At 38.4% G+C, this 16,938-nt stretch carries 19 protein-coding genes; 8 read left to right on the forward strand and 11 right to left on the reverse strand.

The features are described 5' to 3' along the window. Positions 1-62: 62 nt before the first annotated feature. Together PRO_RS02120 and PRO_RS02125 are read right to left on the reverse strand one after the other, a co-directional pair. The gene (locus PRO_RS02120) at positions 63-287 is read right to left on the reverse strand and encodes a hypothetical protein (RefSeq protein ID WP_011124569.1); all 225 of its coding nucleotides are present in this window, start codon (positions 285-287) and stop codon (positions 63-65) included. A 262-nt stretch (positions 288-549) separates the two neighbouring features. Then, the gene (locus PRO_RS02125) at positions 550-717 is read right to left on the reverse strand and encodes a DUF4278 domain-containing protein (protein ID WP_011124570.1); all 168 of its coding nucleotides are present in this window, start codon (positions 715-717) and stop codon (positions 550-552) included. A 287-nt stretch (positions 718-1,004) separates the two neighbouring features. Here PRO_RS02125 and PRO_RS02130 point away from each other — a divergent pair, with 287 nt between their 5' ends. Beyond that, on the forward strand, positions 1,005-1,262 hold the full coding sequence (locus tag PRO_RS02130; protein WP_036891699.1) for a hypothetical protein: 258 nt from the start codon (positions 1,005-1,007) through the stop codon (positions 1,260-1,262). A gap of 17 nt (positions 1,263-1,279) precedes the next feature. Here PRO_RS02130 and PRO_RS02135 read toward each other — a convergent pair whose 3' ends face one another. Beyond that, positions 1,280-1,525 (reverse strand): NifU family protein, encoded by a 246-nt coding sequence (locus PRO_RS02135; RefSeq protein ID WP_011124572.1) that lies wholly within the window; start codon positions 1,523-1,525, stop codon positions 1,280-1,282. A 68-nt stretch (positions 1,526-1,593) separates the two neighbouring features. On the opposite strand from PRO_RS02135, the gene PRO_RS02140 reads away from it, so the two are divergent. Then, positions 1,594-3,084, forward strand: a complete 1,491-nt coding sequence (locus PRO_RS02140) for a malate:quinone oxidoreductase (RefSeq protein ID WP_011124573.1) — start codon at positions 1,594-1,596, stop codon at positions 3,082-3,084. 71 nt (positions 3,085-3,155) lie between these two features. After that, positions 3,156-4,964 carry a translation elongation factor 4 gene (gene lepA, locus PRO_RS02145; RefSeq protein ID WP_011124574.1) on the forward strand — a complete coding sequence of 603 codons (1,809 nt, stop codon included), beginning with the start codon at positions 3,156-3,158 and terminating at the stop codon, positions 4,962-4,964. 56 nt (positions 4,965-5,020) lie between these two features. Here lepA and PRO_RS02150 read toward each other — a convergent pair whose 3' ends face one another. After that, positions 5,021-5,188 carry a hypothetical protein gene (locus PRO_RS02150; RefSeq protein ID WP_164923204.1) on the reverse strand — a complete coding sequence of 56 codons (168 nt, stop codon included), beginning with the start codon at positions 5,186-5,188 and terminating at the stop codon, positions 5,021-5,023. A 140-nt stretch (positions 5,189-5,328) separates the two neighbouring features. On the opposite strand from PRO_RS02150, the gene PRO_RS02155 reads away from it, so the two are divergent. Continuing rightward, positions 5,329-6,144 (forward strand): ABC transporter permease, encoded by an 816-nt coding sequence (locus PRO_RS02155; RefSeq protein ID WP_036891701.1) that lies wholly within the window; start codon positions 5,329-5,331, stop codon positions 6,142-6,144. Positions 6,145-6,184: 40 nt separating this feature from the next. Here PRO_RS02155 and trmH read toward each other — a convergent pair whose 3' ends face one another. Continuing rightward, a complete protein-coding gene (trmH, locus tag PRO_RS02160; RefSeq protein WP_011124576.1) occupies positions 6,185-6,874 on the reverse strand; it encodes a tRNA (guanosine(18)-2'-O)-methyltransferase TrmH in 690 nt (229 codons plus the stop codon). A 249-nt stretch (positions 6,875-7,123) separates the two neighbouring features. On the opposite strand from trmH, the gene PRO_RS02165 reads away from it, so the two are divergent. After that, entirely contained in the window at positions 7,124-8,440 is a 1,317-nt protein-coding gene (locus tag PRO_RS02165) for a 16S rRNA (cytosine(967)-C(5))-methyltransferase (RefSeq protein ID WP_011124577.1), read from the forward strand. 41 nt (positions 8,441-8,481) lie between these two features. On the opposite strand, the gene PRO_RS02170 is transcribed toward PRO_RS02165, so the two are convergent. Genes PRO_RS02170 through petP form a run of 3 tightly spaced genes read right to left on the reverse strand, consistent with a single transcriptional unit; the run spans position 8,482 to position 11,485 of the window. Continuing rightward, complete coding sequence (locus PRO_RS02170; RefSeq protein ID WP_011124578.1) at positions 8,482-10,299, reverse strand: transglycosylase domain-containing protein; 1,818 nt, start codon at positions 10,297-10,299, stop codon at positions 8,482-8,484. After that, positions 10,299-11,249, reverse strand: coding sequence for a chlorophyll synthase ChlG (gene chlG, locus PRO_RS02175; protein WP_011124579.1), 951 nt, complete (start codon positions 11,247-11,249; stop codon positions 10,299-10,301). The genes PRO_RS02170 and chlG overlap by 1 nt, the downstream gene beginning before the upstream one ends. A gap of 11 nt (positions 11,250-11,260) precedes the next feature. Beyond that, complete coding sequence (gene petP / locus PRO_RS02180) at positions 11,261-11,485, reverse strand: cytochrome b6f subunit PetP (protein ID WP_036891705.1); 225 nt, start codon at positions 11,483-11,485, stop codon at positions 11,261-11,263. Between the two features lie 60 nt (positions 11,486-11,545). On the opposite strand from petP, the gene hisF reads away from it, so the two are divergent. Both hisF and ubiE read left to right on the forward strand, forming a co-directional pair. Further along, on the forward strand, positions 11,546-12,319 hold the full coding sequence (hisF, locus tag PRO_RS02185) for an imidazole glycerol phosphate synthase subunit HisF (protein ID WP_011124581.1): 774 nt from the start codon (positions 11,546-11,548) through the stop codon (positions 12,317-12,319). Positions 12,320-12,432: 113 nt separating this feature from the next. Next, entirely contained in the window at positions 12,433-13,134 is a 702-nt protein-coding gene (ubiE, locus tag PRO_RS02190; RefSeq protein ID WP_011124582.1) for a bifunctional demethylmenaquinone methyltransferase/2-methoxy-6-polyprenyl-1,4-benzoquinol methylase UbiE, read from the forward strand. A 1-nt stretch (position 13,135) separates the two neighbouring features. On the opposite strand, the gene PRO_RS02195 is transcribed toward ubiE, so the two are convergent. After that, a complete protein-coding gene (locus PRO_RS02195; protein WP_011124583.1) occupies positions 13,136-13,663 on the reverse strand; it encodes a DUF721 domain-containing protein in 528 nt (175 codons plus the stop codon). 134 nt (positions 13,664-13,797) lie between these two features. Between PRO_RS02195 and PRO_RS02200 the strand changes: the two genes are divergently transcribed. Then, a complete protein-coding gene (locus PRO_RS02200; RefSeq protein ID WP_011124584.1) occupies positions 13,798-14,559 on the forward strand; it encodes a biotin--[acetyl-CoA-carboxylase] ligase in 762 nt (253 codons plus the stop codon). Positions 14,560-14,574: 15 nt separating this feature from the next. On the opposite strand, the gene PRO_RS02205 is transcribed toward PRO_RS02200, so the two are convergent. After that, complete coding sequence (locus PRO_RS02205) at positions 14,575-15,255, reverse strand: ABC transporter ATP-binding protein (RefSeq protein WP_011124585.1); 681 nt, start codon at positions 15,253-15,255, stop codon at positions 14,575-14,577. A gap of 9 nt (positions 15,256-15,264) precedes the next feature. Further along, positions 15,265-16,839, reverse strand: coding sequence for an NAD(P)H-quinone oxidoreductase subunit N (locus tag PRO_RS02210; protein ID WP_011124586.1), 1,575 nt, complete (start codon positions 16,837-16,839; stop codon positions 15,265-15,267). Positions 16,840-16,938: the final 99 nt, after the last annotated feature.

Genomic DNA, 16,938 nt, shown 5'->3' on the forward strand with positions numbered 1-16,938 from the left:
GCTTTTCTCTTAAGTTAAGTTGAATCAGATAATTTATAGATATAAATCTAAAGTAAATAAGCTTATTTAATATGTTGGGGACATTTTAAAAGTGCAATAGCAACTGCAGAGAAATTTAATGCATCAGAATCTTTTATCACATTCCTTACTTCTTTGACTCCATATTTTTCACTTGCATCGCTGTAAGCTAAGAGTAGAGACTTGTATGTATCGCTTCCTTCAGAACGGTATGCACAGAACTGATCTCCAACAGTATTTAGAAGTACCATTAAAGTTAGTTCAACCATTGAATTGATTTCTTGCTAATTTGCAGATCATAAGACTTTTTTAACTAAAATTTTGGAAAGTAGTATTTAATTATAAATTTTCGAATTGTAATCTTGCCGTACTGTCGTTCCTACTTCAAATTATTATCTTGCATTTAAGCTAGCACTTAATCCAGCCAGATATGCTTTTTACGTTAATTGTTTAGGAAGACATTGATCAAAAAAAGCCTCCTTAAAAGAGGCTTTTTTTAGTTTTTCAGATTTATCAGATTTAATTTTCCAGCTATATCTGATAAGGGATACCACGATATGTTAGTTGAGCATGATCAGTTGAAGCTTTTTTCTTTCTGTTTGAATAGACATTGCGTCTATAAGTTAATTCAACGTACTGCTTTTTAGCAGCTTCTTTGTGTTGAACGTAGTTTGATCCTCTATAAACAAGGTTTGTCATTTGCAGTGTCCTCTAATTTGTAAGGTCCCCGTTCCGTGGCCTTATTGGGTCTGCGCCCTGAAGTATCAGGGTGAACGTTTTTGTAGCAATCGCTACAAAATACATTTTGCAATCTTCGCTCTTTGAGAGGAGTTCAGATTGATACAAATCGAATTAAACTATAGATTTTGTTAATGTTTTCAGATCATTGCTTTAGGGTATAAGTAATTATTACCTCTGACGCTCATTTTTTTCTAGTAGAAAATTGAGGTGGAGATTTTCTTTATTCTTTGAGAAATTAATTGAAGATGAAAGCTTGTTTGTTTTTCCTTGGATCAGCAATTAGATGGATGGGAAGTGCTCCTAGTCGATTCCTGTATTTTCATTTATATCTTTTATGTGTTTACTTCTTCACATATTTTGCCAAGTTAGGTTCACTAGAAGTTTATAGACTGATCTTCACTCTTGGAATATTAAGTCCTTTTTTGTTTGCAATATATAGGGGACTCCCTTTGGATTGCCTGAATTTTGAGTCAGCACTTAAAAAGGAATTCCCTGAAGCTTAAACTTATGATTTGATTATTTAAAGCACTTGAATAACTTCGCTAACTTCGGGGATCATTTCACATAGTTTTCTTTCTATGCCCATTTTTAGAGTCATAGTGCTACTGGGGCAGCTCCCGCAAGCCCCTTGCAATCTAACTTTTACGATAGGACCATCAATTTCTACAATCTCTACGTTCCCACCATCAGCCATTAGAAATGGTCTTAATTCGTCTAATACTTTTTCAACATTCGCATGTGTAAGAGCCATTGTTTGATTTTCCATAAGGATGTTTATTGTGTTTAATTAGGTCTAGCCTACTCATCTCTTGAACTAATAGGAAAAAAGGATTCGTGGTCTTATCTGATTCTCTAGCCTCTGATACTCGTTTTGACGCAGTATTAATAGGTGCTGGAATTATGAGCTCGACATTGGCTGTATTGCTTCATGAGTTAGACCCTGAAATGCGAATTTTGATTGTTGAAAGATTAGAAGCCCCAGCATTAGAAAGCAGCTCGGCTTTGAACAATGCTGGTACCGGACACGCTGCTAATTGTGAGTTTAACTATACGCCTTGTCACCCAGATGGAAGTATAAATATTCAGAAGGCATTAGTTATTAATAGTGCTTTTGAAAGAAGTTTGGAGTTTTGGGCTTCAATGACGGAACTGGGGAAATTGTCGCCAAAAACTTTTTTGAATTTGGTGCCACATATAAGCTTTGTGAACTGTGAAGAAGATGTTCTGTTTTTGCAGCAACGCTATAAAAAGCTCAGTGCTATTAATGCTTTTAGAGATATGGAGTGGAGTGCAGATAAAGAGGAATTGAGCGAATGGATCCCGTTAATAATGAATAATAGGAACCCTGATCAAAAAGTAGCAGCAACACGGGTTAAACGCGGAACAGATATAAACTTCGGAGCTCTTACATTGGCTTATCTGGAGACATTGCAAGAGTCTGGAGCTGTAGAACTAAAATTGTCTACCGAAGTTGTAGATATTTCTAGGCTTCAAGAAGAAACTTGGGAAATTTCTCTAGCCAACACTGCAGGAACCTATTGTGTTCAAGCACCATTTCTTTTTCTTGGAGCTGGTGGGGGAGCATTGTCCTTATTACAGAATTCAGGAATAGAAGAAGGAAAAAAATATGGTGGGTTCCCAGTAAGTGGTCAATGGTTGGTGTGCAACGATTCAAAACTCGTAAAAATGCATCATGCAAAGGTTTACGGTAAAAGTGCAATAGGTGCTCCTCCAATGTCAGTTCCTCACTTGGACACTCGTTGGATCGGGACAGAAAGGTTTTTATTGTTTGGACCATTTGCAGGGTTTAATACTAAATTTTTAAAAAATGGATCAAATTGGGATTTTTTACGATCAATTCAATTCTCAAACTTTGCTCCAATGATACAAACAGGTTTACGGAACTTTGATTTGATTAAATATCTGATTGGCCAACTTAAGCTTGATCACGATGACAGAATTGCTGTGTTGAAAGACTTTTTCCCAGAGGCTAGATCGTCTAATTGGACATTATCTCTAGCTGGTCAGCGAGTTCAGATTATCAAGAAGACCTCTAAGGGGGGTGTCCTTAAGTTAGGAACAGAAGTTGTGACTTCATCAGATGGTTCCCTAGCAGCATTGTTAGGGGCCTCGCCAGGAGCGAGTACTGCCATATCAATTATGTTGGAGGTATTACAACGCTGTTGGGGTAAGAAAATGTCAACAGATATTTGGCAGAAGAGATTAAGAGATTTACTGCCAAGCTTTGGCCAAGATATTAATCATGACAAATCTTTGCTTGATAAACTTAGAAATCGAAGTGATTCTCTGCTTGGATTGAGATAAGAGTTTTATGCAACTTTTCTTCTTGGCTAGGGTGCATATCATCCGAAACTCATCCCGTGAATTGAACGCAAATGACTGATATACCTGTTGCTCGATTGAGAAATTTTTGCATAATTGCCCACATTGATCATGGGAAGTCAACGTTGGCCGATCGACTCTTGCAAGAAACAGGAACAGTTTCTTCTAGAGATATGCAAGAGCAGTTTCTTGACAACATGGATCTAGAAAGGGAAAGAGGCATAACTATTAAGCTCCAAGCAGCGAGAATGAATTATTGCGCTAGTGATGGAGAGCAATATGTACTCAACTTAATTGATACGCCTGGTCATGTTGACTTTTCATATGAAGTGAGCAGGTCTTTGCAAGCATGTGAAGGCGCTTTACTAGTAGTTGATGCAAGTCAAGGAGTTGAGGCGCAAACCTTGGCTAATGTTTATTTAGCGTTAGAAAATGATCTTGAAATAATTCCTGTATTAAACAAAGTTGATTTACCCGGTGCAGACTCTGAACGAATTAAGCAAGAAATTGAGTCGATAATTGGCTTAGATACCTCTACTGCAATTGAATGCTCTGCAAAAACCGGAATAGGCATCCCTGAAATCTTGCAGTCTGTAGTAGATCGCATCCCACCACCTAAAGATTTGCTGAATGATCCTACAAAAGCTTTGATTTTTGATTCTTATTACGACTCTTACAGAGGAGTAATAGTCTATTTCCGTGTAATGACCGGTAGCATTTCCCGAAGAGACAAGATCCTTTTAATGGCTAGTAGAAAGAGTTATGAACTAGATGAAATAGGTATTATGTCACCTGATCAGAGAAAAGTTGAAGATCTTCATGCAGGAGAAGTCGGTTATTTATCAGCATCAATTAAAGCTGTCGCAGATGCTCGTGTTGGGGATACTATTACATTAGTTGATGACTCAGCAAGTGAGCCCTTGCCTGGATATACAGAAGCAAAGCCAATGGTATTTTGTGGATTGTTCCCAACAGATGCTGATCAATATCCAGATTTGAGAGAGGCTTTAGACAAATTGCAACTGTCAGATGCTGCTTTGAAGTATGAGCCAGAAACAAGCAGTGCAATGGGGTTTGGATTTCGGTGTGGATTTCTTGGATTGCTTCATATGGAGATAGTGCAAGAAAGATTAGAACGCGAATATGACCTTGATTTAATAGTTACTGCTCCATCAGTTATTTATCAAGTTAATATGATTGGTGGAGAGACTTTGTTGATTGACAATCCTGCGACATTACCTGATCCACAAAAGCGTGAATCAATTGAAGAACCTTATGTTCGAATTGAAATTTATGCACCTAATGAATATAACGGTACCTTAATGGGGCTATGTCAAGATCGTCGAGGTGATTTCGTTGATATGAAATTTATAACTACTGATCGAGTAACTCTTATATATGAGATTCCATTAGCAGAGGTTGTTACTGATTTCTTTGATCATATGAAGAGTAGAACTAAGGGCTATGCTTCTATGGAATATCATCTGATTGGATATCGTGAAAATGATTTGGTTCGCTTAGATGTATTAATAAATGCTGAAAGAGCAGACCCTTTAACAACTATTGTTCACCGGGAAAAAGCTTATGGGGTTGGGAGGGGATTGGTTGAAAAGTTGAAAGAACTTATTCCTAAGCAACAATTTAAGATACCTTTGCAAGCCTCGATAGGGAGTAGAATTATTGCAAGTGAAAGCATTAGTGCCTTGCGTAAAGATGTTTTAGCAAAATGTTATGGGGGGGATATTTCACGCAAGAAAAAATTACTTAAGAAGCAGGCTAAAGGTAAGAAAAGAATGAAATCAATGGGTAAAGTGGATGTCCCTCAGGAGGCTTTCATGGCAGTACTTAAATTAAATCAATAGGAAATTGATATTTATAGTAAAAATTCAATCAGAAACAACTTTTTTTACTTCTAGAGCTAATTTCTCATTGAACTTAGTAAGATGGTTGGTGAAGATTGAATGAATTTGCTTTGATCGGATTCTTGATTCCTTGAAATATTTGTCCAAATCAGACCAGCAATTATTACTATTGCAATTGTTATAGTTAACTCCCCAACAGTCAGACCTTGATCTTGCGAGTTCATGTTGATTCTATTTATTTACATATATTTAAGCGCTTGTGCATAAATTTTCTACCTTTTATTATGAATTTTATAGCTGAGTTTTTCTTTTGAAATATCTTTCTGCTTTTGGACTTCTAGAGACGAGGAAACTCTCTAGTAAAATGGCTCGCTGGGGAATTGTCTTACTAGGGCTTTACTTGATTGCTGCTTTTTTAACCCCTGTATTGGTTGGTTTAGGGTTTTTGCCTGATGGACAAATGGGCCTAGATAGCCCCATGTATTCCTCTCCATCTTGGGGACATTGGTGTGGAACTGATCGACTAGGCAGAGATGTTTGTGTGCGGACTTTGCAAGGAACGAATGTGGCACTCCAAGTTGTTCTTTTAGCAGTTGGTTTTGCTGTTCTTATTGGTGTGCCTATAGGTATTCTTAGCGCTTATATGGGTGGTTTTGTCGACAGAATAATGGTTTTGATAATGGAAACACTTTATACAGTTCCTGTTTTGTTGCTTTCAGTTGTTATTGCGTTCCTTTTGGGGAGGGGGATTCTGAATGCAGCAATTGCGTTATGCGTTGTATATATACCTCAATATTTTCGTGTTGTTAGGAATCAGACTATGCAAGTTAAAACGGAACTTTATATTGAAGCGGCAAGATCAATGGGAGCTGGCCCTCTTTGGATAATGAGAAGGTATCTTTTTAAAAATGTAATTACTTCTGTGCCTGTTCTTCTAACACTAAATGCTGCTGATGCAGTTTTAGTGTTAGGAGGACTTGGCTTTCTAGGACTTGGCTTGCCTGAAACTATTCCGGAATGGGGGAGTGATTTAAATATGGCTTTAGATGCTGTTCCAATAGGCATTTGGTGGACAGCACTATTCCCTGGAATTGCTATGTTTGGCTTAGTTCTTTCACTTTCTTTACTGGGAGAAGCTCTTGAAGATTTCATCAGTGGAAATGAACTTGTTAAAGAATAATTGTCTTACTGAAATTCAATTCTTTTAGTCTGAGCTCTAGTTAATACCGTAGTTTTATTGTTCTTGGAAGATTCTCTAGAATCTCTCCTTTTGAACCTAGCTTTGGATATTCACGCCCTTGATCCTTACACCAATTTGCTACTTCAGGGTAAGACCATTCGAACAAGGTTTTGTTATATAGGTCCGTGTTAAGCCCCTCTCCAGAGTTGGGTGATATCCCGACTTTTTCGCGCTGTCTTAATGCTTCAAAAAGGAGTGTTGCTGAAGCTACTGAGACATTTAAAGACTGCACCATCCCTCTCATAGGTATAAAAATAGATTCATCGACAAGACTTGTAGCCAACTGACTGAGCCCCCATTTTTCTGCCCCCAATACAAACGCTGTCGGGCCTTTGTAATCAAAAAGACGATAGTCTTTAGCCTGTTCATTGAGATTGGTACCATATATCTTAAACCCCTCTCCTTTAAGCGATTTTATTGCGACTTCAATATTTGGGTGTTTTACAAGTTTGACCCATTTTTGGCTGCCCTGAGCCGTACTGTTAAAAGTTGGTATTTTGCTTTGCTTGAAAACTGCATGTGCTTGTAATATCCCAATAGCATCACAAGTTCGAAGAATAGCGGAAAGGTTATGAGGCTTCTCTACTTCTTCAGCAAGGACGGTTAAATTGGACATCCTCCGATTAAGAACAGACTTGATGCGGTCAAATCGACGTGGCAAGAGAGGCATAGAAATAAAAAATAATTTAAGAAGATGTAGGTGTTGTGAATCACAAAATTCTTTTAATAGCCTATAACTACTTTTGCAATCTATGTGGAATTGTTGATTAGCTTTAAAAGCGAAGATGTTTTTGTTTCGAAGGATTTATATTTTATCAGCTTTTTAATTACTTGAGATGAGACTTTGTTGATAGCTGCTTTAAAATTAAGTTGTTAAATTGAATTTTCTTAAAGGAGTAAAAGAATTATTTCAGAACTGTTGTTAAAAAAAGGATTACTTTCCAGGCTTGCAGCCTGGGAAATTCTTCAGACTGTTGGTAGAGGAGCTTATTCTGATATCGCAATAGATCATTCATTCCGGAAATATAGTTTGAGTATTGCTGATAGAGCACTGGCGACTGAATTGGCGTGTGGTGCTATTCGTCAACGTCTTGTTTTGGATTGTTGGATTGATTGTTTAGCAAAGGTGTCAGCAGAGAAACAACCACCATTGCTAAGGTGGCTGCTTCATGTCGGCCTTTATCAGATATTTTATATGGATCGAATCCCCGTCTCGGCAGCAGTTAATACAACTGTGGAGTTGGCAAAAAAAAAGAATTTAAAGTCTCTTGCTCCTGTAGTTAATGCAATTTTAAGAGAAGCAATTAGAGCTCGTGATCTTGGTAAAGAATTACCTGGGTTAATTGAGCCGCAAGATCGTCTTTCGCTAAAACATTCAATACCAACTTGGTTGGCATACGAATTGATTGAGTGGAAAGGAGAAAAAGGGGCTGAGATTATTGCAAAGGCTTTTAATCAGGCTCCTGCAATTGATTTGAGAGTCAATTCTAAGCGTTCGAGTGTTAAGAGTTTAAGGCAGAAATTTCAAGATTCTGGGATAGAAAGCAAGCTTATAGAGACCTGTCCTTATGGATTAACTGTCACATCCGGTGCCGGAGACTTGCGTCAGTGGCCTGGTTATGAGCAAGGGGAATGGTCAGTTCAAGACAGGTCTGCACAGTGGGTAGTCCCTCTCTTAGAGCCAAGATCAGGAGAGGTGGTTCTGGATGCTTGCTCAGCTCCAGGAGGGAAAACAACTCATTTAGCAGAATTGATGAATGATATTGGTGAAATTTGGGCTGTCGATCGATCTCCAAAACGTCTGCAGAAAGTTTCTTTAAATGCAGCTCGTCTTGGACATCATTGCATAAAGTTCTTATCTGCTGATGCTACGAATCTGATAGAACTAAAGCCTTCTTGGAAGGGATATTTTAATAAGATCTTATTGGATGTTCCTTGTTCAGGGTTGGGGACATTAGCGAGGAATCCTGATGCTCGATGGAGGATGTCACCTTCTCAAATAGAAGGATTAATACAACTTCAATTCAATCTTTTGGAAGGAATCCTTCCATTACTTAAACCAGGAGGAAGGATCGTCTACTCAACTTGTACTATTCATCCGGATGAAAATTTTAGACAAATTGAGAAATTTGTTTCTATGCATCAGCCGCTAAACCTTGAGAGGCAAAAACAAATATGGCCTGGGGATGCTCAAGGCGGAGATGGTTTTTATGCAGCAATTATTGATTCGGGTTAGCCTTTAAAATAACTATGTCATTGGAGACCAGTTTTGGTGACTTAGGGGGAAGATGGCCTTTCAGGAAAATCTGACAATAATAAGTCTTTATCTATTCCTTTCATGAATTTCTTCCAAGCGAGTGCTGCATCCCCACTACTACCTTTTATTTCTTCGTTGTCATCTTTGCCAAACCAAATGCCAGTTGTGAGTTGTGGAACTGAGCCAATAAACCAAAGGTCTCGAGCCCCTTCAGAAGTTCCAGTTTTTCCTGCAACTTCTCGACCTTCCATCGAGGCAGCAAACCCTGAGCCTTCCGAAACAACTTTTTTTAACATCCAGTTCATTGTGTCAGCTACGTCGACATCTAATGCTCTAGTCCCCTTATTGTTATTAGCTCTCTGACTCCATATAACTTTATTGTCAGGTCCTCTTATCTCTTTAATAGGGGATGGCTTATGATAAACACCTCTGTTTGTAATGCCCGCATAAGCTGCAGTCATGTTAAGCACTGTCTCTTCATATGCCCCTATTGCTAAAGGGTAATAATGACCAAGTTTTCTTTCATTTCCTACACCTAGTCTATTAGCAATAGATATTACTTTCTTAAACCCTACTTTTGATAGTAGATCGACAGCTATAGTGTTCAAAGAATTTGAGAATGAATTGACTAGCGATATCTCCCCAAAGTACTTATTACCAAAGTTCTTTGGACAATACCCATACCAGCATCTTGGGGTGTCAAAAAGAATGTCTTCTGGCTTGTAGCCCTCGCTGATAGCAGCTGAATATGGGAATACTTTAAAAGTGGAGCCAGGGGACCTAAGTGCTTGAGTCGCTCTATTAAATTGATTCTTGTTATAATTTTTTCCTCCTATAAGAACTCTAATTAGTCCAGTGCTTGGTTCAATAGAGACGATTGCACCTTCCGCGTTATCTGGGCTTTGAGTTTTAGTTATTTCTCGAGCTTTTGATTGCCAATCAAGAATAATACTAGTGTAAATCTTAAGACCACCAATCTCCATTTGCTCTTTTGACAACAGATGAGGGAGCTTTTGCTCTACGTAGCTTGTGAAAAAAGGAGCTTTACTCTTTATAAATTTTGGAGCAGCAGGTTTTAGATTTAGTGGACTACTTAAAGCTGTTAATAATTCTGAATCCGAGATGAAATTTTCAAGCCTCATTTTTTTAAGGACAATATCTCTACGCTTTAGGGCTAAATTGGTGTTCACTAGAGGTGAATATAATGAGGGTGCAGGAGCTAATCCTGCTATTAGAGCGGCTTCTTCAAGGGTTAACTCGCTAGGGTCTTTTTGAAAGTACACCCACGCTGCATCTGAGATTCCATATGCACTAGACCCTAAGTAGACATTATTTAAATATTGCTCGATTATTTCTTCTTTAGTTAAATTTCTTTCTAGCTTGAATGCCAGAGCAATTTCTTTAAGTTTTCGAGTTATAGTTCTATCTTGATTGAGGAAGATTATTCTTGCCAATTGCTGTGTAATTGTGCTGCCTCCTTCAACTAATGACTTCTCATTGATATTTGCCATTAATGCTCTACTAATACTCCAAAAATCAACACCTTCATGTTTGTAGAAACGCCTATCTTCTGCTGAAATAAATGCGTCTTTGACAATTTGTGGCATTGCTCCTGAGGTCATTTTCTCACGAGTAACTGGCCCTCTCTTCTGAATTATTTCTCCTTTTGATGAAAAGAACTCAATAGTTCTAGGACGACTAAAGACATTTACTTTATTTGAAGGTGGTAGAAAAGAATCAATGGATTTACTTATGAACCCTTCAGATATTGCTGTGAGTGAACCTATGGCTAGTGTGCCTGTTGTTATGAACAGCCAATTTCGAAATTCAACATTCACTAAATATTAATTAGTGAGCTATGTCCAATAGCTAAGGCTGTGACTAACATCCCCAAGATTAAGAAAGGTTGTGCACTTGCTTGATATTTGACATCAAATTCCAAAGGATCTCTAAGCAACCAAATATCTTGAAAAGTAATCTGTGGAATGATTAATAGAATAAGAATAACTGAAGCAAGGTGTTGACCAATTAAGATCAATACACCAACCATTGCTAGTTGAAAGATATCGATCATCCCAGCACTAATGAAGCTGGCGTTCCTAATTCCAAAAACTACAGGAAGTGATTGCAGCCCTAATTTTTTGTCCCCTTCAACACTTTTAAAATCATTAATTACCGCAATCCCCAACCCTGCCAAGCTGTAGGCCAACGTTAACAGTGCTGTTGTCCAAGTTAGTTGACCAAAAAGTGCCTGGCCAGCCCACCAAGGTAGAGCTATATAACTGGCGCCAAGTGCATAATTGCCAAGCCATCCGTTTTGCTTAAGTTTTAATGGCGGAGCTGAATATATATAACTAACAAGGGATCCTCCAAGGGCTAGATATAAGACTGATGGTGATGAGTGTCCTGCCCATCTATCAAGCCCATAAGCAAAAGATAGTCCTAACAAAAGAAGCACCCAAATTTGTATTCTTACTTGTGTTAGGGATATTGCTCCAGAAGGGATAGGTCTACTTGGCTCATTAATCGCGTCTATTTCCCTGTCATAGTAGTCATTTATAGTTTGTGTGTAACCTGTAAGAAGAGGACCACTCATGACCATGCACGCCAGAGAGGCAAGGAAATTGCTTAAGTTCCAGTGATAATTGCCGCTTGCAGCTGCACCACAAATGACTCCCCATAGTAAAGGTATCCACGTAATAGGTTTCATGAGCTGCAGACGCAGCTTCCAAATATTTGTTGTTTCTGATCCTCCTTTTATGCCAAGGAGCTGACGAGTATCACTCACTTTGTTAATCCTCAGCTAGGTCCAATTTCATTCTCAAAAAACCAATTTTTTGTTCCATCAGCAAGCTTAACTACAAGACCCACTCCTCCTCCATCAGTCATTTTGTAGTCAGTGACAGTAGCTCTAGGATCAGAGTAGATCTTTTTAATCAAATTACTTGATATTCTATCTTGAACTTTATCAAGATCAATCTTGATCCTTGAACCTATTCTCGTAAGATTTGCTGATTGGGGCATGACCGACAAGACTTAAGTAGTTGGGCAACCCTAACAGTCGCTGTACTATAAATTGGAATTATGGTTGCTCTTCGTTTAATTCCTTGTCTTGATGTTGCAAATGGACGGGTTGTAAAAGGTGTTAATTTCGTTGGCCTTAGAGATGCTGGAGACCCTGTAGAACTGGCCTGTAGGTATAGCAGAGAGGGGGCTGATGAATTGGTTTTCTTAGATATAGCTGCAAGTCATGAAGCGAGAGCAACGTTGGTAGAGATTGTCCGTCGCACTGCTGAATCTGTAACTATTCCATTTACAGTTGGGGGTGGAATTAGCTCAATAGAAGGTATAACTGAACTTTTACGTGCAGGTGCTGACAAAATTAGCTTGAATTCATCTGCAGTTAAGGATCCTGGCTTGGTGTCTAGAGGGGCATGCCAGTTTGGATCTCAGTGCATAGTTGTTGCAATAGATGCTAAACGTCGTTTGGAAGAATCATCTGGATGGGATGTATTTGTAAATGGGGGGAGAAAAAATACAGGCTTAGATGCATTGTCTTGGGCGAGAAAAGTTGTGGAATTAGGCGCTGGGGAAATACTTCTAACTTCAATGGATGGAGATGGAACTCAAAAAGGGTATGACTTGGAATTAACAAAAACAATTTCTCAGTCAGTACAAGTACCAGTTATCGCTTCTGGAGGTGCAGGCTGTCTTGAAGATGTTTTTGAAGCCTTTGAATATGGGAATGCATCTGCTGCTTTATTGGCATCTTTATTACATGATCAAGATTTAACAATAGAGGAAATCAAGAATTATTTATTAAAAAAGAATTTAATAATAAGACCTACTAATTATTGAGAAAGCTCAATTGAAAATTTTTTCTCATTTACTTCTACAGTAAGTCTTACTTAATATGCTTAATTTCAATTAAAGTAAATAATTATTCGTATAGGCTTACTTTTTTTATATAAGTGAAACCTCAAGATCCCATAGCAATTAAAGAATTATTTGACTCGGTTTCTAAAAACTATGATTTTCTCAATGATTTATTTAGCCTTGGGTTTCATAGGATATGGAAAAGACAATTGTTGACATGGCTTAAGCCTGCTTCAGGAGAAAAATGGATTGATCTTTGTTGTGGAACTGGAGATCTAAGTTTACCTTTGGCTCGACTAGTACGTCCTTTTGGAAGTGTTATAGGAGTTGACTTCTCTAGAGCGCAAATAAATTGCGCGCATAAAAGGAGCCTAAAGGAACCATGGTTACCTATTTCTTGGTTGAATGAAGATGTTCTTAAGGCAGGACTTCCTTCTTCTACTTTTGATGGTGTAGTAATGGCATATGGTTTGCGCAATCTTTCAAGTCCAGAAGCTGGCTTAAAAGAAATACACCGTCTTTTGAAGCCTGGTGCAAGAGCTGGGGTTTTGGATTTCAATCACACAATTGAGGGCTCGAAAAACTCTTTTTTTCAGAAATTTTATTTACGTAATTTTGTTGTTCCAATCGCTTCAAAAATGGGGCTAAAGGAAGAATATGCTTATTTGGAAGAGAGCTTAAAGAAGTTCCCTGTGGGACTTATTCAAGAACAAATAGCTATTAATGTAGGGTTTCAAGAAGCTAACTACAAAACTCTTGCTGGAGGTCAGATGGGAGCTCTTTTATTAAGAGCATAATTCAAACTCTTCTCTTAGGAGTGAGATCTTGCCTTCTACAAAGAAGACATTTCCCCCATAAAGATATTTCTCCAGAAGGTGCAGGAACATTGCATATTGGGCAACAATTTTTCCCGTGTATATCTGATCTACTTGGATGTTCTTCCCAAATAGCATTTTCAGTTTCTTTTTGAATACTTTTTTGAGGATAGTGTTGTTTGATTCTTATATCTTTGATTTCATGTCCTTCTGCTTTAAGTGCTGCTAGAAGTTGGATACGATTGAACATTAGCGCTTGTATCCATTGAGGGTGATTTGCTCCAATTGTTAAAATGCCTCCATGGAAAGTTAAAGGAATACAATTTGATGCAATCTTAGGACCTGCTATCTTTGGCCAGTCTTGCCAAAGTGAAGCAATGCTTTGATTTTTATTCCATTCAACTTTTAATTGGTCTAGGCATTTAGATAAAGAAGATGGATTTGAAGTATTACCAGAGTTTGAACCTTCCCCAACATTGATTTTTGAGTTGGCGTAATTATCGAAATTCATTGCTTAATATTAAGCCGATTTTACTAAAAAACTTGGTTTGCTGGATTAATTCCTTAGTGAGTTTATAGATTAAAATCAAAAGGGATATGCTTAAGTTATAGAAGTTGTAAGAGCTAAAACATAATTGCTGTTTTATGCAGAATTCTTTGCCATGGACTGGAGCTGCCCCAATCACCTGTCTTATAAAAAGATCGGAGGTGTTAAAAAAATCTTGGGTCTTAAGATGGAAGCCCGTTTGCGGGAGTACAGATATTGAACTCTCTAGGTGGTTAAAGCAAAAACCATTGTCAGTAAATAATCCAAGAGCATTTTTAACTGGTAGACAATCACATGGCAGGGGACAGAGAGGACGTATTTGGGATTCGCCGTTAGGTGGAGTTTGGCTTAGTGCAGCAATGACTTGTGATGTATCAGTTAAATCTGCTGGATTGTTTGGACTCGCAGTGGCTGTAGCATTGTCAAATAGGCTTGAGAGAAGCTTGATACCAGTTCAAATCAAATGGCCTAACGATTTATTAGTTAATGGCAAGAAAATAGCGGGATTATTGCCTCGTGTTTTTAGTAGAGGGCAAGAAGCGAATTTTTTATCTTTGGGAATTGGTTTAAATGTTTGCAACCATGTTCCAAAAGGAGGAATTTCGCTTTTGAAATGTTCAGGAAAGAAGAATATTTCCACATTAAAATGGTCTTTAGAAGTTCTTTTGGCTATTGAGCAAGCGAAGATGCTTTTGCTTGATCCAAAGCATCTATGTAAAGAGGGAGAGAAATTTCTATGGGCAAAACAAATAAAGAAATCTCAATCAAATGAGATTTGGGATGTTGAAGGATTAGATCTCGATGGGAAACTTAGAGTAAGCAGAGGTTTTATAAAAGAGAATTGGAACCGTTGGGAATAAAAAACTTTTTGAGTTTTAAGAAAGTTGAATGATTTTTCCATCTTTAAATAGAGCCTTCTTTTTTGCTCTCAAAGCCACTTCATCTTCGTGTGTGACTAGCACTAGAGTTATCCCTTGACTATGCAAATCATCAAATAAATTCAGTACATCCTCAGTAGTATTAGAATCAAGTGCTCCTGTGGGTTCGTCTGCAAGTAGAAGCGAAGGTTTATTTATGATTGCTCTGGCAATAGCAACTCGTTGTTGTTGACCTCCGGAAAGCTGATTTGGCCGATTATTCATTCTTTCCGTTAAACCGACTCTCTCAAGTGCTATTTCTGCCAATTCTTTTCTTTCAGCAGGAGGTATGCATGCGTAAAGCATTGGCAGCATTACATTTTCTAGTGCAGTGGCATCTTGCAGAAGATGAAATTGTTGGAAGACGAAACCAAGCTCTTGATTGCGCAGATCTGCAAGTTCATCGTCACTAAGCTCCTGGACGGCATTCCCATTAAGTTGATAGTGACCGTAAGTTGGCCTATCAAGGCAGCCCAAAATGTTCATAGCAGTACTTTTCCCAGATCCACTTGCTCCCATGACAGCAAGATAATCTCCTTTATTAATTTCTAGGTTTAATTCGTCTAGAGCTTTTACTACTAAATCTCCTTCTCCATAGTGTTTGCTTACATTAGAAAGCTTTGCGACAAGATTATTCATTCAATTAATTCAACCTATTGCACCTTTTTCTGCTGCAAGAGTCAGGGCTTCTTGAAGTAAGGGCGTTCCAGCAACTGCACTATTTGCCCATTTGAATAATGGATTTGATAGAACACCCCCTATCGCAGTTGCAAAAACACAAGTCAGGAGAGCAAATCTTAAAGTAGGCATTCCAATGGAATTCCATTGGATTAATGGATAAGCTTTTACAAGTTCGGATGCTTCTTGAGGTTCTTTAACTACCATCATTTTTATTACCGAGATGTAGTAATAAATCGAAACTACAGATGTTACAAGCCCCACAATTACTAATAAATATTGTCCGTCCGACCAACCTGCAAAGAAAAGGTATATTTTGCCGAAGAATCCAAGCATTGGGGGGATGCCTCCTAAAGAAAGCAGACATAAACTTAGTCCTAAAGTAATTAAAGGATCTTTTTGGTATAGACCTGCATAATCTGCAATCCGGTCGCTACCGGTTCTAAGTGAAAAAAGAATAATGCATGCAAATGCCCCAAGATTCATAAATAAATAGGCAGCCATATAAAGGATCATTGCGGCATAGCCTTCTTCAGTTCCACAAACAAGCCCAATCATGACAAAACCAGCTTGCCCTATAGAGCTATATGCCAACATTCGTTTCATTGATGTTTGAGCAAGGGCTACAACGTTCCCTAAAGTCATACTCAGGACAGCTAAAACAGTAAAAAGAAGTTTCCATTGATCATCAAACGCGTTAAAGCAGCCAACTAGAATTCTTACTGCTAAGGCAAACCCTGCAGCCTTTGAACCGACTGAAAGGAAAGCAACTACAGGTGTAGGAGACCCTTCATAGACATCTGGAGTCCATTGATGGAATGGCACTGCCGCTATCTTGAAGGCAACAGTTGCAAGAATAAATACAAGAGCCAACGCTGCTAATGGGGTTGGACTTGTTTGAAGTGCTATCCCAATACTTTCAAGACTTGTTGATCCACTTAACCCATAAAGCAATGATGCTCCGTATAGAAATACGGCAGCGGCAGCAGATCCAACAAGTAAATATTTTAGAGCCGCTTCAGAACTTCTGGCATCTCTCTTTAGATATCCGGCGAGTAGATAACTTGCTACTGATAGGGTCTCAAGAGAAATAAAAATGCTTATTAAGTCTGTAGATCCACATAAAAGCATTGCTCCAAGAGTTGCCGCTAAAAGAATTGCTGCATATTCTCCAACTGGGCTACCACTTTGTTCAGCATATCTCCAACTGATTAGAAGTGATATAAGAGTGGAGAGTGCAACAACTGCTCGAAATGCAATTGAAAAATTGTCGGCTATAAATGCACCAAGGAACGCAGATTCAGGTGATTGGTTCCATCCAAAGCCAAGAATGATTAATGCAGACCCTAGACCTGCATAGCAGATAGGGGGTGACCATCTTTTTGAGATTTCTTCCCCGGCAAGATCAACCAACAAGGTCCCAATCAAGGCTAAGAGAACAAATCCTTCAGGTAAAATTGCTTTTGCATTTAGCGAAAGATTTAAGAGTTCTCCAGGGGAGGCCATCCCTTGGATAGTTAAAAGAGGTGTACCCATATCGGGCATTGTTTTTACGAAAAAATACCTGCTTTTTTAACTCTAGCGATGTTATGAAATATGCCTTAGTTATGACTATGGTCTATGCATTTTGGTGGTTGATGCGAT

It is taken from the genome of Prochlorococcus marinus subsp. marinus str. CCMP1375 (assembly GCF_000007925.1).
Lineage (GTDB): Bacteria > Cyanobacteriota > Cyanobacteriia > PCC-6307 > Cyanobiaceae > Prochlorococcus_E > Prochlorococcus_E marinus.